The sequence below is a fragment of the Sporosarcina sp. FSL W7-1349 genome (assembly GCF_038003045.1).
Taxonomy (GTDB): Bacteria; Bacillota; Bacilli; order Bacillales_A; family Planococcaceae; genus Sporosarcina.
This window is the reverse complement of sequence record NZ_JBBOOK010000002.1, coordinates 81,084-100,856: the sequence shown is the minus strand read 5'-3', so window position 1 is coordinate 100,856 and position 19,773 is coordinate 81,084. Positions and strand designations below refer to the sequence as shown.

Here is a 19,773-nt window from a genome sequence, read left to right as displayed (position 1 = left end):
GAATTAATGTTTAAAAGAATAAATAAATTGGCAATTGAACTTCCTATACCTGCACACGGCGATATGAATGCTGCAGCAGCAGTACAAGAGCTCTTAGGTGGTAAGTTTGGAGAAATGTCCACCTTAAATAATTATATGTTTCAGTCTTTTAACTTCAGAAATAAAAAAAAGCTAAAGCCATTCTATGATTTAGTGGCAAGCATTACAGCAGAAGAATTTGGTCATGTAGAACTTGTTTCTAATACGATTAATTTGTTATCGGTAGGTAATACTTTTCCTGGGAATCCTGATATCACTCCACTTCAAAATGGGAAGGATGCGAGAAACACCCTCCATTTTATTTCCACAGCTCAAACGGCTATACCTGGTGATTCAATGGGTAGACCTTGGACGGGTGATAATGTTTTTAATAGTGGTAATCTCGTTTTAGATTTAACCCATAACTTTTTTCTAGAGATTGGCGCACGTACACATAAAATGAGAGTTTATGAGATGACTGATCACCCAGTTGCTAGAACGATGATTGGGTATTTACTTGTTCGTGGAGGAACACATATCCTCGCCTATGCGAAAGCAATTGAAATAGCAACAGGAGTAGACTTGACGAAAATGCTTCCAGTTCCAAATCTTGATAACTCAAAATTTGATTATGCCAGACCGTTCATAGAAAAAGGCTTAAGCAATGTGCTATTCACATGGAGCGAAACAGAATACAGGGATATCGGAATGATTTGGAAAGGAACAAATCCGGAAAATGGGAAACCGCTTGAAGTGAAAATTGGTACTCCTGAAGGCGGACCAATTCCAGACTTAGAGGAATTACCTGAAGAATTCGCTCCTGGTATTACTAGAGACGATTATGAATTAATCAAAAAACGTCTAATGGAAAATTTATAATGGATTTTTTGTAGGAAAGTAAGCGTCAAATAGTCCCCACCTATTAAAAAAGATGGGGACTGACTTATAATCTATTTATCATGTTGAATAAGACAGCGAGTTGGAAGACTATTCGACCAAGGAAGTAACTGATCAATGGCGTTCTCATACTCGCATCTACATTGGGAAGCTTCTCGAAAATGTACATCAAGTATTGATAAGGATTAAGCCCATTTTCTTTGGCTGTTTCTACAATACTATAAGTCACAGCACTAGCCTTCGCTCCTTTCGGAGTGTTTGCAAAAATCCAGTTTTTTCTTCCAATGACAAATGGCTTAATGGATCTCTCACTTCTATTATTATCAATCTCCAGTCTACCATCCTCTAAGAAAGCCTCTAGCTTATCCATTGATTGCGACAGTATTTGATCGCTTGTCCAAGTGCACTCTTTGGTAACACTTTTGGTGTTTGCGTGCGAAGCCATACTGAAAAAGCACCAAGAAGCGGTCGGCTTTTTTCTAGTCGCACTTGATGACGTTCATCAAAAGATAAATCTTTGATTTCTCGTTCAATCGCAAAGAGTTGGTTACAGAACTGCAGGCCTTCTTTGGCTGTGACATCTTTCGACCGTTGTTGTTCAGGCAAAGCTTTTAGAGCTTCATCGAATTTACGACGAGCATGTGCCTTATTCGAGAACTTAGATAAGGCACACGTGCGCCGGTATTGGCTCAAGGCCGACAGCAAGAATGGCCGAATTGGCGTGGAGTATTGCGACCGCCTTTATCATCTGGAGCGGAAGTTCAGGAATTTGCCTCCGGGCAAACGACGAAAGGCGCGGAACAAGCACTCCAAACCAATTGTCGAGGAATTCCTTCAGTGGGTGGAGCAATCTCCTTTCTATGGAAAAAGTGCGCTCGCGACAGCAGCGGAGTATACACTGAACCGGGCGGAAGGGCTACGGGCATTCCTGAAGGACGGCCGGCTCGAGATCGACAACAATCCCGCTGAGAATGCCATCCGACCGAACGTCATCGGACGTAAAAATTGGTTATTCTCCGTGAGTGAAGGGGGTGCGCAAGCAAACGCCGTCTGTCTATCCCTTGCCGAAACAGCTAAGGTCCATGGGATTGATTTTTACTCCTATCTCCAGAAGCTATTTACCGAACTGCCGAATTTGAACTTCCAGCAGGACCCTGACCTGTTGGACAAATATTTGCCCTGGTCTAAGAACATCCGCCTTTCCTGCGGAAGAAAATAGCCCTGCATTCGTAAAAAACTCGAATGCCAGGGCTATTTGTGCAGCTGTGCGCCTTCATGGGCGTTTTTATATTACGGGCTTACATAACAGGTAATAGTTTACTCATTTAGTGAAAGTCTACATCAATTTTCTTTTTGTTATCATTTGTTTTCTTTGGCATTCTGACTTCAAGAACACCGTTCTTATAGGTTGCTTTTACTCCCTCATTAGATACAGGGCTTGGCAAGGATACAGTCCTATGAAAGCTACCTGTATAGCGTTCTTTTCTATACATACTTTCTTCTTTAATCTCATTTGTTTTATTGATGGTACCGTTGATGCTTAACATATTATTTTCAATATCAATATTTACATCTTCCTTTTTCTCAAGACCTGGAATATCACATGAAGCAATTACTTCATTTTCAGTTTCATGCACATCAACTCTGATACTACCAAAATTATTGTTTTCCATCCCAAGATCTAGAGGGAAGTCAGAGAAAAAACGGTCAAAATTTCTTCGCATATTTGCTAGTTGTCTAAATGGATCATACGGTGTTAATGACATACAAATCACTCCTTGTTTTTTATTACATGTATTTTGTTCTTGGAATTAAAAAATATACAAGGAAAGTTATGTGTATAAGAAATTTTATATTGTGAAAAATATTAAAGGTTAAATTTGGATTATAAGGGAGATTTATGTGAATTTTTTTAAAAAACAGGCTAAGCAAATTGATGTTGAAAGTATTAAAAAACAATTATCTAACTCTCCTGATTTAGTTAATAGAACCGTAACAGTCGGAAATAAAACAATTGAATGTACTTTTAAAAGATTCTTGTTAACCGTATATCAATAGAAAAAAATATTATTTCTTTCTTAAATAATTCTACATCTGAAGAAATTAATCTAAATTACTTGTTTGAACATTTACCAATTACCGAAGTTAAAGAACTAGTTGAAACAAATGATATTTCAAAGTATATATTGGATGGTTTCACTTTTATTTATTTACCTGAATCAATTTCATAATTCCTCTTTTTAAAAATACAAACAAGAGCAGAATTTGTGGATTGTATTTAAAAAAACAGAAATCATTCTGCTTGAACTTGGCTCAAACGTGCGCCGATTCGATCGGCAGCGAGTTTTGAAGCGTTGTAAATAAGCACGTGTAAGTCGAAGTGAACTTTCGCGCGTTTTCCTGTCCGATAGCGGACGTTATTCAATTGAAAGAACTCTTTCAGATAAGCATTAACACGTTCCACAGCGGTCCGGCGATGAAAAAGGATCTTCCATGCTTTGGAACCACGGGCCGAAAGTGGTATGGATACCTATTTAGATATTTATAGCCCCGAAACCGTACTTGAACAGCTAAATCAAGCATATAAGAATCGTTTTTATGAAGAGGATGAACCCACCCCTTTGTGCCATATATTTGGACAACAGATGTGGCATAGTAATGCCTATCTTATTGCCAATCGAACAGCTTTAATGGAACTTAAAGAAGCGATTGATGTTGCATTAAAGCATAAAGAAATAAGGTTAGGGTTATCCCCTTCAGATGGTGAGGGTTACGATTTATTTATTAAATGTGTTGAGGATGATTTTGAATGGGAAGAGTTGGAAATGCCATATCACGATAGAGATTGTTATGTACCTGATGAAACGGTAGGGATTCCACCACACAAGACATTTAAGCAGTATAAACGTCATTTGCGTTAAAAACTTTATCTGATTAAAGGGAGAGATTAGATTGAAACGGGAAAAGTGTCCTTGTTGTGGTTTTCCAACAATTGAAGAACGGGGAATATTTGATATATGTGAACTTTGTTATTGGGAAGACGATGGACAAGACGACCCAAATGCGAATGAAGTATGGGGAGGTCCAAATGGCAATTATTCTCTTACAGAAGCGAGAAAGAATTTTAAAGAACACCTCATTATGTACCGAGATAGGAGAAATATAGAAAAATAAACCGATAAAGAAGTTGAATTAAAAAAATCTTTAATAAGTATGTTTGTTGAATTAGACAAGTGCAAACCTGATTCGTCAGAATATGAGGCACTTTGGAGGAAGATAAAGTCATACGAAAATATTTTAATGGAGATTTCTTATGAAACATACGGTTAGCAATTTGATTAATAAAAAGTGGGTGTCATGTTGGAAAATATGATGGATTTAGTATCTTTACTAAGAATGAAAAAAGTGAAAGTAAGAGAAATACCTAAATGGGGAGTGTATTTGAGAAAGCAGTGGGAAGATAGTTTTGTAAACCATCTGAATGATAAGGAAAAGAAGTCTATTTTTCTCCATGACTATGGCTACCTCTGGCATGTGTTTAGTTATGAAAGAAGGAAATACTTAAAAGAACAAGAAGCTGATACAGCATTTAACAAAGAACAAAAACAGTTTTGTTATGTTTTTTATCAGCATTTGGATGATGCTTATATACTTGAAAATGCTTCTTATTTAACAGCCGAGGACTTTGTAAATGAAGAAGATGTTTACGTAGTAGATAAAGAATTTAATTGGACTTACGTAAGAACGCATGAAACAGGCTGGTGCGGTCCGTATTTCAGTCGAAAAGACAAAACAAACTAAAGCTATATGGATTGGTTAGCAGTCAATCGTGATGACATTGATAGTTAAAATTGACGGATATTATCACCAAATTCTAATTAAAGGGAAAAGGTGTTCAAAAAAGGAACTTATGAAAAGGTATATAAATGCCAAAGCTCTTACTTCAGATATTTTAGACCTTCCAGCTATATTTTGCCGAATTAACAGCTTTGACCAACTTGCCTATAATGAAGACATAGAGGTTGATTATGTAATTGATACCGACACCGATAGAATATATAAACCGTCTTATTAAGTGGGCAACTCTGCTCACTTTGATGATAGAGGAGAGGAAATAGCTTGAAGGTTATATTTTCGATATTAACAATTTTATGTATGGCAATCGCTTTAATAGGAAGCCAATTACAACAAGGAGAAACAATGGTTCTTTTAGATGAAAAAATATCAGAAATTAAAATTTCAGAGTCGAATGGAACAGGAGAAATGAATGAGGAGATTATTTTATCAATCAAAGAAGAGGAATCATTAGATGTTTTTGAAAAGGCGATTACGACTTCTGTCAAACAACCAGGGGAGGTTAAGATATCTGAACCTGATTACGATGTAATGGTGGAATACGAGGCAGAAGAAGGGGGACTGCCTACACATGGAATTCATTTATGGTTAGGAAAGGAAAATGAGAAGAGTACGTTTATGTATATTACCGATGATTCGATTTATCTTACATCCCCACAAATGACAAAGGAGTTAAGAAGGTTGATACTATCGGAATGATTATCACTTAACGTAACAGGAAATAATGTGGAAGATACGGAGAAAAGAAAATGGATTTGAATGATATTGAAAGACAACTGGTACTGATAAAAATTCAGAAATGAAAACGTAGGAATAGCAAGGGTTTGAGAAAAGTGGTGTAGCAATACAATAATATTTCTGAACAGCGCGAATGAAATCTATGTTGCCATAACACTCATCCCATATTGAATCGGTGGCTGGATTGGAATAGAACAATGACAGTTGGGGATATGCTTGTCACAAGACAAAATGAGGAGGCCGACATGAGTAATAAGGAGTTATCACCAGAACAACGTGAAGAATTACTCAAAACATTGCAAGCCCGTTTTGCAGAAAACATGAACCGCCATGATGGTCTCGAATGGACGAATGTCCAAGCGAAGCTGGAAGCGGCTCCTGATAAATTATGGTCGCTTCAAGAAATGGAAACGACCGGTGGTGAGCCGGATGTTGTTGGCTATGAAGACAAGACGGACGAGTATATTTTTTATGATTGTTCAACGGAAAGTCCGAAAGGTCGGAGAAGTGTTTGTTATGACCGGGAGGCGTTGGAGTCGAGAAAGAGACATAAACCGGAAAACAGCGCTATGGACATGGCTGCTGCCATGGGGATTGAGTTGTTAACAGAAGAACAATACCGTGAACTGCAGAAGCTTGGAAAATTTGATATGAAAACATCAAGTTGGGTACAGACGCCCGCTGCCATCAGACATCTCGGCGGCGCCCTTTTCTGTGATCGGCGTTATGAGCATGTCTTCTTGTACCATAATGGGGCAGACTCCTACTATGCTGCCCGGGGCTTCCGCGGCTCGCTCCGAGTTTGAAATTGCACGGTTGGCGTGTTAGTCAAAAGCAAGTAAAAAGATCAACGCACAGGGTGATGGTTCTCTGTACGTTGATTTTTATTTTATTAATTGCATATTTTCCAAGCCCTGTCCATACAGTGCCTTGAAAATATGGTAATCCTATATAAGTTGAATTTACTATTACCTATTAACTTAGTTGATGAGTAATCGAGTCCATATCCCGCTTGTAAATGTACTCTTGGAGGAATGCAACCATGCCGAACACAGCGATTGATAATCTAGACCAAGAAATCAATCCATTTGCTGTATGGCTGATTGCAAAAGTGCAACCCTTTGCAACGGATCTTCGGAGAATCATTGCGTCCTTAAAAATCAAATCGGACATCGAGCGGCAGCTAAAATCGGGATAACGGAATCACTGATCAATATTATAAAGCTGGAGTAAATGAATGAGATTTCGCTTAAAATGCTGAAAATGGCAGTGTCTGCGTTTATCGATGGAAATATAACACTCACCAAGGAAGTAGCGGAATTGGACGACCAAGTCGACAATCACTATACCAAAACATATAAAAACATCACTGAATATTTACGGGAACATCCAGAAGAAACGGCACAGCTCGTCCAATTATTATTCATCAATCGTTATCTGGAACGAACTGCCGACCACATTACAAATATTGCTGAAAGCGCAGCGTATTTGATAAAAGGTCAGATCTATGATTTGAACCAATAAAATTACCTGGAACCTTAAATTTTCACTTTTTACCCACTTTCCCGTCAATATTTTCACCGTGTCATCATCTACTACAGAGATAGAGAAATCTTTACGGTAGGGGTGATTAGCGTTGGCGAAAAGAAATCGAGGAAAAATCTTAAATAAGCTACCTTCCAATGCGCGGGGAAGCTGCCCGTTATGTGAACGAAAAAGGATAAAGTTATTGTATCCCGTTAAAGTTGAACCGACAAAAATCGTGAAGGTCTGCAAAAATTGCAGAAATAAATGATATCCCCCACTTTATGCTATCCTACATCGCTTTTCTCAAGCGGTGTTTTTTGCATATAAATCGACAAATGAATTACAGCCGGAACTCGAAGCGAATATGCTATAATCAGATTGAATAACTAAACAATCAGGGAGGGAGTCCGAACGATGCTTGTTTCAGAGGCGATCAGGCAAAGAAGAGAGATCACGAAATATCAAGCGAAGGAAATACCTAACAATGTTTTAGAGGAAATTATTGAGTCTGCTTATTTGTCCCCAACCGGCAATAACCTGCCTTCGAGGGAATTCATTGTTGTTCAGAAAAGGGAGATGCTGGACCATTTGGCGAAGACGACGCCATTTGTTCCATGGTTAACGGAGACAACCGCGGCTATCGTGATAACCGGGCGCCCGGATGTCAGTAAGTATTGGTTGCAAGACGCATCCATCGCTTGCGGGTTTATTTGGCTAAGTGCCGTGGAACAGGGATTAGGTGCGGCATTCGGAGCGGTGTATCATTCGGAAGATGAGCTGGAGTCTGAACGTCGGGAAAGCCATGTGCGGGATGCGTTGCATCTCCCGGGTGATCGTCGTGTCGTGGCCATCATCGGTCTTGGCTATCCTGCTGAAATCCCTGCGCCGAAAAAACATGTGGCTAAGGAAGCCATCGTCTTCTATGAAAACTTTCAAAAATGACAGCTAAAAAAGTCCTCGATTCAGAAATATGAATCGGGGACTTTTTTCAGAAGGCCATTATAAGCAGTAAAGGAATATTAATACATATATGCTATCATTAACATCATAAAGTTGAGACGAGGAGGCGCCGTGTATGCTAATCGGTTTAATGCAAGGGTTGGGAATACTTTATTACTGGACGTGGATGATTTGGCCGTTTGTGTTCGTTTTTTCGTTGGTCCATGCAATCACTTCTTTAGTCAAAGATGAGAGGGCGTCCATGAAACCGGCTTTGGCTGCGTCTGTTTCGCTACTCATGATAGTGGCGGGAATAACTGCGCCGGGTTTTAATTAATCAACAGCTGAATTCAAAATTGAACGAGCCAAAGTGGTTGACAGTGATTGGATGTTCATGGTATATTTATCTCGAATTAAAGATAATTGTTTTCGAGGTAAAGGGAAATTAATTATCAGATCGAACTATTAAAAATTATTGGGAGGAATTTATAATGGCAAAATGGACAGTTGACGCATCTCACTCAAGCATTGGTTTTGAAGTGAAACATATGATGGTATCTAAAGTGAAAGGACAGTTCAACTCTTACACGGCGGACGTGGAAGCTGAAGATTTGACGGATTTGACAACGGCGACAATCGCATTTGAGATTGATACAGCTAGCATTGATACAAATAGCGAAGACCGCGACAATCACTTGAAATCGGAGGATTTCTTTAATGCCGAAACGTATCCGAAGATTGTGTTCAAATCCACCGACATTGCGAAAAAAGGCGATGACTATAAAATAACTGGAGATTTGACTATTAAAGATGTAACGAAACCAGTAACTTTTGAAGTCGAGTACGGCGGTAAAGGGACAAATCCATGGGGAGTGGAAGTGTACGGTTTTGAAGCGGAAGCTAAAATCAACCGTGAAGAATACGGACTTACTTGGAATGCCGCGCTGGAAACGGGTGGTGTCCTAGTAGGTAAGGACATCAAAATCAAAGTCGAATTGCAATTAAATCCACAGGCTTAATATTTTGCTGAATTCAAGCGAGTGGGCTGATGACATGAAAGAATGAGTCACCAGCCTACGAGCTTTAATTTTAACTATATATCTCGAATTCGAGATAATTATGAAAACGGAGGAATTGAAAATGAAAGAGTTAAAAGGCCTTCACCATATTACAGCTATAACAAGCAGCGCAGAAAAGATATATGAGTTTTTTACGTATACGTTAGGTTTGCGTTTAGTTAAAAAAACAGTCAACCAAGACGACATTAAAACCTATCACTTGTATTTCACGGATGATGTCGGCAGTCCGGGAACAGATATGACGTTTTTCGATTTCCCTGGTATCCCTAAAGGAGTGCACGGCACTAATGAAATCTCAAAAACATCTTTTCGGGTTCCGAATGATGCGGCGTTGGAGTATTGGGTAAAACGATTTGAAAAATACGGAGTGAAACATAAAGGCATCCAAGAACAATTTGGGAAAAAGATTTTGCCGTTTACCGATTTTGATGACCAACAGTATCAATTGATTTCAGATGAGCAGAACAAAGGGGTCGCTGCCGGAACTCCTTGGCAGAATGGCCCTGTGCCGCTGGAATACGCAATTACAGGATTAGGCCCTGTCTTTGTTCGGACTTCTCATTTCGATTACTTCAAGGAAATGTTGGAGACCGTAATGATGACGAGGGAAATCGCGCAAGAAGATTCATTCCATTTATTCGAAATGGGAGAGGGAGGCAACGGCGCTCAAGTGATCGTTGAGTACAATACCGTTTTACCGCAGGCGCAACAAGGATTTGGCACGGTTCACCATGCTGCATTCCGGGTGGATGAGCGTGCAGATTTAGAAGCATGGCAACAACGTTTACTCGAATACCAATTACCGAACTCAGGCTATGTCGAGCGTTACTATTTCGGGTCTCTCTATACAAAAGTGGCCCCATCGATCCTTTTTGAATTAGCCACGGAAGGTCCTGGGTTTATGGGAGACGAGCCATATGAAACACTTGGAGAAAAATTGTCTTTACCGCCTTTCTTTGAAGAAAAGCGAGAAGACATTGAATCGCTTGTACGTCCGATCGATACGGTTCGAAGCAACAAGAAATTCGAAAAAGAGTATTTGTAAGGACTAATTCAAACCGAACAACATGTGCATGGTCACATGTTGTTTGTAACCGAATGAAGGTTGATTACATCGTTGTCAAGCCGATTGAAGGATGTGCTCAATCTTTATACGTTACAATATTGGAGGAGATTATATTGAAAAAGCAGACGACGGGAATCCATCATATTACAGCAATCGTGGGCCATCCTCAAGAAAATGTCGATTTTTATGCAGGCGTACTTGGCTTACGGTTAGTGAAGCAGACGGTTAACTTCGACGATCCCGGGACATACCATTTATATTTTGGAAATGAAGGTGGGGCACCTGGCACCATTATTACGTTCTTTCCTTGGGCGAATGCTTACCAAGGTCGTATCGGAGATGGTCAAGTAGGGGTCACCACCTATGTCGTACCAGTTGGCGCATTGGATTTTTGGAAAGACCGTTTAACGAAATTCAACGTGGCGTATTCCATGGCTGAACGATTTAGTGAAACGTATATTCAATTTGATGACCCACACGGTTTGCATCTGGAGATTGTGGAACGCGAGGGCGGGGAAGAAAACGGTTGGACCTTCGGCGGACTTACAAAGGACGTTGCCATTAAAGGGTTTGGCGGTGCGGTTCTTTATTCTAGCCGTCCCGAAGAGACGAAGGAAACGCTGGTCGAGGTAATGGGTTTGGAAGTGGTTGGAACGGAAGGGGACTACACCCGTTTGAAAGCGACTGCGGATATCGGGAATATTGTCGACTTAAAGATGACGCTTGGAACACGGGGCACAATGGGCGTCGGCACTGTCCACCATATTGCATGGCGGGCTAAAGACGATGAGGATCACCAAGAATGGCAGGAATACGCAATGAGTAAAGGGCAGCATGTGACAGAAGTGAAAGACCGGAATTATTTCAATGCACTCTACTTCCGCGAGTCGGGTGAAATCCTTTTTGAAATCGCAACCGATCCGCCGGGCTTCGCACACGATGAAACACCGGAAACGATGGGGAGTCGATTGATGTTACCCGTGCAATACGAACGACATCGGGAGCAGTTGGAAAAATCATTAATTCCAATTGAAGTGCGTCCGCTTGAGGGATGAATGAGGGAGGCGCCCACACGACTCCTGCGAACTCCAATAATAAAATAAAGAAAGGGCGATTGGGGAAATGAATTTTGAAGAATTGGTCGTCTCTCGTCATTCCGCGGTGAATTTTGTGGAAGATGAAAAAATGACGGAAGAGGATTTTAAAAAAATCTTTGAATTGACTAAGCTCGCACCAAGTTCATACAATTTGCAGTTTGCACATTATATGGTGATCACGGACGAGACGAAGAAAGAACGGGTAAAAGAATTAAGCCATCATCAATATAAAATCCATACAGCAAGCGCAGTTGTAATTGTAATGGGGAATAAAAACAGTATCGAAATGCCCGAGGTTGAAAAAATCTACGGACCTTTAAAAATGCTGAAAATAATGGATGAGCTGGATTATAAGATGACGATGGAAATGATAAGTGGTTACGCTGAAGGGTTAAAAAGTTCGCCAAATGAGTTAGATGTGGAAATGGCGCGAAACGTTGGAATCCACGCTATGCTTTTCATGTTGAGTGCCAAGCATTTCGGTTTTGATACTTGTCCTATGCATGTCCATCATGTTGATGAATTACGTGAAGAGTTTACGATACCGGATCACTTAAGTCCCGTCATGATGATTACCATTGGGAAAAGTGTGGATAAAGTGCGTTCGCGCGGGTATCGCAAACCGGTTGGGGAATTTGTTAATTTTAACGGTTTTTAAATAAATCCATTTAATTGAAGATAGTGCCGTGTACTCTGAATAGTTGAGTACCCGGCACTATTTTTTATCCAGATCACAAGATCAGTGTTTAATAGGCAATGTCCCAAGAGCCCGCGTTTGGAAGGTGGAGAAATAGGGGAAAGTAGGTGGAGGGGTAAGGCCCTTTTATTTACATATGAATACTATTACAAAACGTGGTTTGAATGGGATTGCATTCATACATCTCCGAGGTAAATATAACTAGGGAAAGGAGTGCTTGGTTTGTACGAGTTGTATCAAAAGTTCATTGGCAGTTTTAGTGATTGGTTATACAGTTATATTCTCATCATTCTTTTGATTGCTGCCGGTCTTTATTTCACATTCCGAACCAATTTCGTGCAATTTCGTATGTTTAAGGAATCGATCAAATTGGTTGCTGAACCGAAAGAGGACAAAGATTCGATATCTCCATTCGAGGCGTTGATGGTATCAACGGCATCCCGGGTCGGTGTCGGTAATATCGCGGGGGTTTCGACTGCCATTGTATTAGGCGGTGCCGGTTCCGTCTTTTGGATGTGGATGATTGCCATTATTGGAGGGGCCTCGGCGTTCATCGAAAGTACCTTGGCCCAAATTTATAAAGTTCGTGATAAGGATGGAGGCTCTTACGGGGGACCTGCTTACTACATTCAAGCGGCACTGAAAAGCAGGTTTTTTGGTATGGTCTTTGCGGTCGTCTTGATATTTACTTATATGGGCGGTTTCAATATGGTTGCGGCGTTTAACGTTGCTTCTGCATTTGAAAGCTACAGTTTTTATAATTCATCGACGCCCATTATCGTAGGTGTAGCTTTGGCGATTCTGACAGGACTGAGTATTTTTAAGGGCGGTAAAACGCTGAGTAAAATCACCAGTATCATCGTTCCGATCATGGCGCTTTCCTATATCGCCGTTTCGCTTATTATTGTCGTGACGCACTTGAATTTAGTGCCGGTCATGTTCAGTTCGATTTTTTCCCAAGCTTTCGATTTTCAAGCGGCATTCGGCGGTTTTGCCGGTTCTGCCATTATGTACGGAATCAAACGTGGTTTGTATTCCAATGAGGCTGGTGTCGGTTCTGCCCCGAATGCCGCGGCGGCTGCGAGTGTTTCCCATCCAGCGAAGCAAGGACTTGTCCAGATGCTTTCCGTGTTCATCGATACCTTACTGATCTGTTCAGCGACTGCCTTCATGCTGTTATGCTCGGGTGTAACGCCTACTCCTGAAATGAAGGGGGTTCCCTATGCGCAGGAAGCGCTCTCTGCGACATTTGGTGAATTTGGTGTATCCTTTATCACGTTTGCCCTGTTTTGCTTTGCCTTTACGACAATCATCGGGAACTTCTTCTACGCGGAATCGAATTTCAAATACTTGGTTCAAAAAGATCCGAGTAAGGTAACACTTACTCTTTTCCGGTTGGCTGCTGCCGTCATCGTCTTCTTTGGCGCACAACTCGAATTCTCGATTGCTTGGGACACTGCGGATGTCTTGATGGGAATCATGGCATTGATCAATATTCCGGTTATTTTGATACTCGGACGGATCGCATTCCGATGCCTCGATGATTATACGAAGCAGAAGAAAGAAGGAAAGAATCCCGTCTTCAAAGCGCAATCCATCGGCTTAAAAGAGAAAACGGACTTTTGGAATTAAACTGAATTTGAGGGATTGCTATGCGTACAGAAAGTGAGGGGACTGTCCGAAAAGGACGGTCCCTTTTTATGGTGTGCCCGGCATGGGCTATAACTTGGTGGTGAAAGTCCACTACAGGCTTGGCAGTAGGAACTGTTAGCTTAAGGCAAGGGTGTCCACCGTGAGGTGGAATCTGAAGGAAGCCGGCGGCAAAATCCCGAACCGACGGACAGAAACTGCATATGAGGCTGAATTGGAACGGACGAGTTTGCCGTACAAAACAAAGTCCAATACTGCCCGAGTTCCATACAGTAAATGCAGCGGTTACATGGGAGGAAGGTTATAGCTCTTACCCGGGGAGGTCTTACAGGGGTTCCCGACAAGAGGGATGGAATATCCCACAGGAACAAACCGGTCAGTGATGGCAGGTTGAACTGTAAGAAGTCAGCAGAAGCCATAGTAGTCCATAAGGACGAAGGGCTGAACAATAATAATCCTGAAATGAAATGGAGGTAAAGACAGTGCAAAGACCACAGAAAACATCGGCAGATGGCTGGCCGCAAAGGGATAGGTTGGAAACCGAAGAATATGCGGGAGCGTGCAGTCCTGTCTTTACAGAAATGGAGCGACAGGATGGTATCGATTTGATTGATAAAGTAGTCGACATCAACAACCTCTTTAACGCTTGTAAGAAAGTGAAGGCAAATAAAGGGGCGCCGGGTGTCGATGAAATGACAGTAGATGAACTTTTAGGTCATGTAGCCAAATACCGAACCCAACTTATTAGAAAGCTGAAAGACGGTTCGTACGAACCACTGCCAGTAAAACGTGTTGAAATTCCAAAGTTAGATGGGTCAATGCGAAAACTCGGCATACCGTGTGTACGGGATCGAATGGTTCAACAAGCCATCTATCAGGTGATTGGTAAAATCATTGACCCTCATTTTTCGGAGAGGAGCTATGGTTTTCGTCCAAAACGGAATCAGCATCAAGCCATTAAGCAATCCATCACATATTATGAACAAGGTTATAGAGTGGTAGTCGATTGTGATTTAAAAAGCTACTTCGACACCATTAATCATCAGAAGCTGATGGAATATCTAAAAGAGTTCATAAACGACAAGATTGTCCTAAAGTTGATATGGAAGTTTCTAAAGAGTGGCATCCTTGAAGATGGACTTATCAGTCCAACAGAAGAAGGTGCTCCGCAAGGTGGCGTACTCTCCCCGATTCTTAGCAATGTCTATTTGAATCAATTAGATAGGGAACTTGAAAGACGGGGGCATAAATTCGTACGATTTGCGGATGATTTCTGCATATACGTGAAAAGCAGGCGAGCAGGGGAACGTGTTTTGGAAAGCATTACAAAGTTCCTTGAACATGATTTGAAGCTGACAGTGAACCAAGAAAAGAGCAAGGTGGGTTCTCCGGTCAAACTCAAGTTCCTCGGTTTCTGCCTCCATTCCACATCTAAAGGTGTGGGTTGTAGACCACATCACTCCGCAAAAAGTCGATTCAAATCAAAATTAAAGAAAATCACCAAACGGAATCGCCCGGGCCGCTTTGACGAGATTGCCAAAGAAATCAACCAAGTGACAATAGGTTGGATAAACTACTATGGAATTGGCTTTATGAAAAGTTTTATCAAATCCATGGCACAATGGCTGAACCATCGGTTACGTCAACTGATATGGAAACGTTGGAAGAAGATATGGACAAAATACCGTCAGTTACGAAGGCTGGGAATTTTACATGAAGAAGCTTGGAAAGTATCAAATTCCCGAAAGGGATATTGGAGAGTCTCCAAAAGCGAAACTCTACATAAAGCAATCAAAGCAGAAACGCTCACCAAGTGGGGTCTGAAAGACCTGAATCACTTGTATGAGCGTCGATACTTAAGTTATTGAACCGCCGTATACGGAACCGTACGTACGGTGGTGTGAGAGGTCGGGAGCTAATCACTCCCTCCTACTCGATTCGTCCGCCTTTTTCCTTAGATGACGGGGTAATACGGCTCGCAACGGGGATTGTAGTAATAGGGCGGTCTTTCGCCGATTTTAGGCAGTTGAAATATATAGGAGCCGTATGCTACGGGGACAGTTTCTTCGGAAAAGTCCTCGAGTAATAAGTCGACTTCTTCGCAATGCTGATTAGCCGGCATGATCATCCTCCCTTCCTTCATTTGTTCCTATCGTATTCAATGACCAAAGCAATGTGCTGCAACATACACTGACTTGAATGATTATTTTGGAGAAAAGGTGAATACATGAAGGAGTTTCAAGTGGATCCCGGGCAGGAATATCCGCTCTATCCCAATTACGGCAAGATTACGCAGTATGAGGACGTCGCAATCACAGTCCCCGAGCAGCGCCAAGACCGGCAGCCAGGTGTGGAAAAATTCATGGTGCCGAGACCGATCATCGAGAATCCGAATTATAAGGGAAGTGGTAAACTGACTGGAAAAGTGGCTTTGATTACCGGAGGGGATAGCGGAATCGGAGCGGCAGCGGCGATTGCGTTTGCAAAGGAAGGAGCCCGTGTCGCCATTTCTTATTTAGATGAACAGGAAGATGCGGAACGTACAAAGAAGAGAATTGAACAACTCGGCCAGCGCTGTTTACTGCTGCCCGGTGATTTACGAAGAAAACAACAATGCCTTGATATCGTAGAGAACACTGTCCGGGAATTCGGTCGGTTGGATATTCTTTGCAATCATGTCGGAATCCAATTTCAGCAATTGAGTTTGTTGGACATCACCGATGAACAGTTTGATGAAACGTTCAAAGTGAATGTCTATTCCCATTTTTATACGACCCGGGCCGCATTGCCGCATTTGAGAGCAGGAAGTTCCATCATCAACACCGCGTCGGTCGTTGCGTATGACGGAAACGAACAATTGATTGATTATACGGCTACAAAAGCGGCGATTGTCGGGTTTACTCGTTCGTTAGCTAACAGTTTGGTGAAGGAGGGAATCCGAGTGAATGCTGTGGCCCCAGGCCGGATTTGGACTCCGCTCATCCCATCCAGTTTTTCTGCGGACCAAGTCACACTGGCGGGCAACCCGATGGATCGGCAAGGGCAGCCATTTGAACTGGCGCCCACTTATGTATATTTGGCATCCGATGACTCCCGTTTCGTCACCGGCCAAACGCTTCATGTAAACGGCGGCCAAGTGATGTCTTCTTAAGCGGATCAAAAGAACATGACAACCACCCTGCGCCGTGACTGGGCACAAGGGTGGTTTGCGTAGAAATCAATAAGTTTCAACCACCTCTCAATTAAACGAGTACAGTCCCTTACATCATTCGGTTATGATGAGCAATACTATTTCTATGATTTTGCTTTTATTTACACTTGACGTTAATAGACTCCTTGTAAATCAGAATTGGTAGATAGCTGGGTATGATAGAATGAAAGGGTGACTGAATAGTATGGGGAATCGGCAACGTAGGATCCAACACTATATCAGAGCGGTACAAAAATGAATGATATATTTCCCTAGCCGAGGAGGACTTGCTATGAAGGCGATCTTGATCGATGATGAGCCGTTAGCGCTGCAGTTTTTGGAACATCAACTTACAAAAGTTGCTGACATCGAAATAGTCGGCGCATTTACGGATCCATTTGCAGGACAAAAGGCAGTAGAAGAGAATGAGATCGATCTCGTATTTTTGGATATTGAAATGCCTCAAATGAACGGAATTGATCTGGCTGGCAAAATTATAGAAAGAAAACCACAAATACATATCGTTTTTGTAACAGCCTATGATGTTTTTGCGATTCAAGCATTTGAGTTAAATGCTTTGGATTATGTATTGAAACCTGTTCAGGAAGAAAGAATCCTAAAGACCATTGAACGGATTGAACAAAGAAGACTGGATGCGCCCGAATCTGTTTCCCAGGCAGCGGATCCCCTTCGGTTAAATCTATTTCAACAAGTTTCGATTTCAATCGGTGGACAAACGCTGGCTCCCTTTCATTGGCGAACGAGCAAGGTGCAACAATTATTCTTTTACTTCATCCATTATAAAGGGCGGGTCATTAGTAAATCAGAAATAATTGAGTTGCTGTGGCCAGACCTTGACATAAAAAAGGCGTACGCTCAACTCTATACGGCTATTTACCATATCCGGAAAACAGTAGAACCCATAAGTGATTATTTTATCATCACTAGCACTTCAGAAGGTTATCTTATGACATTGGAAAATGTTGAATTGGATGTAGACGAGTTTGAACGGATTATCCATAGTAGTGTGCCGTTATCCGCTGAAACGATTGGAGATTATGAACAAGCTCTTGATTTATATAAAGGAGAATATTTGGCCGATTCTGATTATGTGTGGGCGGAAAATGAACGGCATCGCTTGCAGCTGCTTTGGATCCGTACATCCTTACAACTCCTTAATTGGTATGATTCCACGAAGGATTGGGAAAAGGCGATGCAGCTGGGATTGGCTCTTTGTGATCGAATGCCGTTGGAGGAAGAAGCCCATTTTACCTTGATGAAAGTATTTGCCGAGGTAGGTAATCGTGTTGCGGTTCATTCGCAATATAGTTTGTTACAGGAAATCTTAATGAGAGAATTGGGGTTGTCTCCCAATCGCTCCGTTACGGAATGGTATGAAGGCTGGAAAGGAGAACATAAGGAATGAATAACAACTGCATTTCTTATGTTCTCTTGTTTTAAATCGGTTTAGATTGCTGCTTGCTTGGCATAAGTAGAATGAATGCCATCGACCATTTCATCCAAGTTTTGTATTAAATCTTTCACGGAGACCGAAATCTGATAGAGGGAATCCGAATAAACAGATTGCTGTTCTGCCGCGGCTAAAATACTTTCGATATTATGGAAGGAGTAGGAGGTAATTGCCGAAACTTCTTCCATTATGTGATGGGTCTTTTCGGAATGATCTAAGAGTTCTCCCGAAATATTCGACACGTCGAATATTTGGTTTTCTACTTCTTTTGTTGATTTGGCTATCGTTGAAAAGATTTCTTTCGTTTGGTCGATCTGCAATATGCCTGTTCGTACTTCTGCCAGACTGACATCCATCCTGTCAGAAAGATGTTCCATTCGCTGATGAAGCGTATGGACCACGGCTTGTATTTCCTGCGCTGAACTGTTCGACTGCAACGCCAGTTTCCGGACTTCTTCTGCGACCACCGCAAAACCTTTTCCAAACTCCCCGGCCCGAGCCGCTTCAATTGAAGCGTTTAGGGATAATAGATCAGTCTGACTGGCAACGGCAGATATCAATTCGATGAACTTATCGATTTCAAGCGAAGTCTCATTCAATTGCTGTATCGTTTCATTCACATGGTCAATGGTTCCTGTTATTTTGTGCATCTGGTCTGCTAAATTGCGAATCGTGTCCATGCCGTCTTTTGCTTGGACGGTCGTGCTAATTGCGCTTTCATTTACCCGGCTTGTACGTGTATTTAATTGTTTAATATCTGCAACCATATATTGGATACGTTGTTCGCCTGAACTTAACTTACGTATTTGCTCATCAGCCCCGCTTGCAATCATTTGAATGGAGGAGGCAATTTCCTGACTGGCCTTGGCGGATTCCTCGGAACTGCTCGTCATTTTTTCGATATGTCCAATTACGGATTTACTGGTCTGATTAAGGCGATCCAACACTTCCTGTAACATATTTTGCTGGCTTGCCACTTGTTCTTCATATGTTTGGGAACTCGCTCTTTTCGAGAGGACGAGCAAGATGGTGGCACCGCTCGTTAATAATAAAAAGACAGCATGGATTAGCAACAATGAAAATCCATAATCCGGCCCCCCACAAACTAATGCCGGGAAGAAAAAGTAACCGGCGAAATGTTGAATAGCAAAAATCCCGGTGCTTACTAAAATAAGTTTGATGCTGTCATAGTAGGCAATCATGGCGATGACCATAAAGATTGAAAAATGGTATTCGATCAAACCGTTCCCATTCGCAATGATCGAGATACTGCTGAAAGTCATCGCAGTGACAACGAATAAAGGGATAAGGGGTGATTCGGGTTTCGTCTTATATGCGAGAATGGAAGCTGAAAATAATGATGCCGAAGTAATCAAGAATAGGCATTGCAGGAGGAATGAGCCATTCGAAAGCCCTCCCATGCCGTACAATACATAGGCGTTCAAGAAGTTGAAAAATCTGTGACCTATAAAAGTTGCCAATGCTAAAGCGAGTGTAATGCCTGATAACATAATCATTAATACATCTCTCTTCAAACTTTTCACTTACT

Annotated in this window: 22 protein-coding genes and 3 pseudogenes; 19 read left to right on the top strand and 6 right to left on the bottom strand. The window is 41.7% G+C overall.

All coding sequences use genetic code 11. The annotated features are described in order from the left end of the window. The first annotated feature begins 6 nt into the window (after positions 1 to 6). Entirely contained in the window at positions 7 to 897 is an 891-nt protein-coding gene (locus MKY41_RS14465; RefSeq protein ID WP_041071374.1) for a manganese catalase family protein, read from the top strand. Between the two features lie 64 nt (positions 898 to 961). Here the strand turns inward: MKY41_RS14465 and MKY41_RS20815 are convergent, their stop codons facing one another. Both MKY41_RS20815 and MKY41_RS20810 read right to left on the bottom strand, forming a co-directional pair. After that, on the bottom strand, positions 962 to 1,144 hold the full coding sequence (locus MKY41_RS20815; protein WP_445683351.1) for a transposase domain-containing protein: 183 nt from the start codon (positions 1,142 to 1,144) through the stop codon (positions 962 to 964). 66 nt (positions 1,145 to 1,210) lie between these two features. Then, positions 1,211 to 1,521, bottom strand: a pseudogene (locus MKY41_RS20810) (IS66 family transposase); the annotation flags it as partial. Between the two features lie 61 nt (positions 1,522 to 1,582). Between MKY41_RS20810 and MKY41_RS14455 the strand changes: the two are divergent. Continuing rightward, a pseudogene (locus MKY41_RS14455) lies at positions 1,583 to 2,134 on the top strand (IS66 family transposase); the annotation flags it as partial. A 106-nt stretch (positions 2,135 to 2,240) separates the two neighbouring features. Here the strand turns inward: MKY41_RS14455 and MKY41_RS14450 are convergent. Further along, complete coding sequence (locus tag MKY41_RS14450; protein ID WP_041071372.1) at positions 2,241 to 2,681, bottom strand: Hsp20/alpha crystallin family protein; 441 nt, start codon at positions 2,679 to 2,681, stop codon at positions 2,241 to 2,243. 527 nt (positions 2,682 to 3,208) lie between these two features. Then, a pseudogene (locus tag MKY41_RS14445) lies at positions 3,209 to 3,427 on the bottom strand (transposase); the annotation flags it as partial. On the opposite strand from MKY41_RS14445, the gene MKY41_RS14440 reads away from it, so the two are divergent. The 15 genes from MKY41_RS14440 (at position 3,414) to ltrA (ending at position 15,431) form a co-directional block, all read left to right on the top strand. Continuing rightward, positions 3,414 to 3,836 (top strand): hypothetical protein, encoded by a 423-nt coding sequence (locus MKY41_RS14440; protein ID WP_340745794.1) that lies wholly within the window; start codon positions 3,414 to 3,416, stop codon positions 3,834 to 3,836. The pseudogene MKY41_RS14445 and the gene MKY41_RS14440 overlap by 14 nt on opposite strands. A 31-nt stretch (positions 3,837 to 3,867) precedes the next feature. Further along, positions 3,868 to 4,089: a CPCC family cysteine-rich protein gene (locus MKY41_RS14435; protein WP_197539996.1), complete on the top strand. Its 222-nt coding sequence runs from the start codon at positions 3,868 to 3,870 to the stop codon at positions 4,087 to 4,089. Positions 4,090 to 4,287: 198 nt separating this feature from the next. After that, positions 4,288 to 4,716 (top strand): DUF4275 family protein, encoded by a 429-nt coding sequence (locus tag MKY41_RS14430; protein WP_340746463.1) that lies wholly within the window; start codon positions 4,288 to 4,290, stop codon positions 4,714 to 4,716. A gap of 318 nt (positions 4,717 to 5,034) precedes the next feature. After that, a complete protein-coding gene (locus tag MKY41_RS14425) occupies positions 5,035 to 5,469 on the top strand; it encodes a hypothetical protein (protein WP_340745793.1) in 435 nt (144 codons plus the stop codon). 284 nt (positions 5,470 to 5,753) lie between these two features. Next, entirely contained in the window at positions 5,754 to 6,314 is a 561-nt protein-coding gene (locus tag MKY41_RS14420; protein ID WP_340745792.1) for a DUF4256 domain-containing protein, read from the top strand. A gap of 236 nt (positions 6,315 to 6,550) precedes the next feature. Beyond that, positions 6,551 to 6,706 carry a PhoU domain-containing protein gene (locus tag MKY41_RS14415; protein ID WP_158333628.1) on the top strand — a complete coding sequence of 52 codons (156 nt, stop codon included), beginning with the start codon at positions 6,551 to 6,553 and terminating at the stop codon, positions 6,704 to 6,706. A 35-nt stretch (positions 6,707 to 6,741) separates the two neighbouring features. Then, positions 6,742 to 7,032 (top strand): phosphate signaling complex PhoU family protein, encoded by a 291-nt coding sequence (locus MKY41_RS14410; protein WP_340745791.1) that lies wholly within the window; start codon positions 6,742 to 6,744, stop codon positions 7,030 to 7,032. A 417-nt stretch (positions 7,033 to 7,449) separates the two neighbouring features. After that, positions 7,450 to 7,977 (top strand): nitroreductase family protein, encoded by a 528-nt coding sequence (locus tag MKY41_RS14405; protein WP_041071358.1) that lies wholly within the window; start codon positions 7,450 to 7,452, stop codon positions 7,975 to 7,977. 133 nt (positions 7,978 to 8,110) lie between these two features. After that, the gene (locus MKY41_RS14400) at positions 8,111 to 8,311 is read left to right on the top strand and encodes a hypothetical protein (RefSeq protein ID WP_041071355.1); all 201 of its coding nucleotides are present in this window, start codon (positions 8,111 to 8,113) and stop codon (positions 8,309 to 8,311) included. A gap of 154 nt (positions 8,312 to 8,465) precedes the next feature. Beyond that, the gene (locus MKY41_RS14395; protein WP_340745790.1) at positions 8,466 to 8,993 is read left to right on the top strand and encodes a YceI family protein; all 528 of its coding nucleotides are present in this window, start codon (positions 8,466 to 8,468) and stop codon (positions 8,991 to 8,993) included. Positions 8,994 to 9,114: 121 nt separating this feature from the next. After that, a complete protein-coding gene (locus MKY41_RS14390) occupies positions 9,115 to 10,098 on the top strand; it encodes a ring-cleaving dioxygenase (protein WP_340745789.1) in 984 nt (327 codons plus the stop codon). A gap of 134 nt (positions 10,099 to 10,232) precedes the next feature. After that, a complete protein-coding gene (locus MKY41_RS14385) occupies positions 10,233 to 11,174 on the top strand; it encodes a ring-cleaving dioxygenase (protein ID WP_340745788.1) in 942 nt (313 codons plus the stop codon). A gap of 67 nt (positions 11,175 to 11,241) precedes the next feature. Continuing rightward, positions 11,242 to 11,874: a nitroreductase family protein gene (locus MKY41_RS14380; RefSeq protein WP_340745787.1), complete on the top strand. Its 633-nt coding sequence runs from the start codon at positions 11,242 to 11,244 to the stop codon at positions 11,872 to 11,874. A gap of 261 nt (positions 11,875 to 12,135) precedes the next feature. Continuing rightward, positions 12,136 to 13,545, top strand: a complete 1,410-nt coding sequence (locus MKY41_RS14375) for an alanine/glycine:cation symporter family protein (protein ID WP_340745786.1) — start codon at positions 12,136 to 12,138, stop codon at positions 13,543 to 13,545. Positions 13,546 to 14,144: 599 nt separating this feature from the next. Next, positions 14,145 to 15,431, top strand: coding sequence for a group II intron reverse transcriptase/maturase (ltrA, locus tag MKY41_RS14370; protein WP_340745601.1), 1,287 nt, complete (start codon positions 14,145 to 14,147; stop codon positions 15,429 to 15,431). 86 nt (positions 15,432 to 15,517) lie between these two features. Here ltrA and MKY41_RS14365 read toward each other — a convergent pair whose 3' ends face one another. After that, entirely contained in the window at positions 15,518 to 15,685 is a 168-nt protein-coding gene (locus MKY41_RS14365; protein ID WP_340745785.1) for a hypothetical protein, read from the bottom strand. Positions 15,686 to 15,790: 105 nt separating this feature from the next. Here MKY41_RS14365 and MKY41_RS14360 point away from each other — a divergent pair, with 105 nt between their 5' ends. Next, positions 15,791 to 16,714 carry an SDR family oxidoreductase gene (locus MKY41_RS14360; protein ID WP_340745784.1) on the top strand — a complete coding sequence of 308 codons (924 nt, stop codon included), beginning with the start codon at positions 15,791 to 15,793 and terminating at the stop codon, positions 16,712 to 16,714. 331 nt (positions 16,715 to 17,045) lie between these two features. After that, positions 17,046 to 18,179 carry a response regulator gene (locus MKY41_RS14355; RefSeq protein WP_340745783.1) on the top strand — a complete coding sequence of 378 codons (1,134 nt, stop codon included), beginning with the start codon at positions 17,046 to 17,048 and terminating at the stop codon, positions 18,177 to 18,179. Between the two features lie 41 nt (positions 18,180 to 18,220). Here MKY41_RS14355 and MKY41_RS14350 read toward each other — a convergent pair whose 3' ends face one another. After that, on the bottom strand, positions 18,221 to 19,768 hold the full coding sequence (locus MKY41_RS14350; RefSeq protein WP_340745782.1) for a methyl-accepting chemotaxis protein: 1,548 nt from the start codon (positions 19,766 to 19,768) through the stop codon (positions 18,221 to 18,223). Positions 19,769 to 19,773 lie beyond the last annotated feature (5 nt).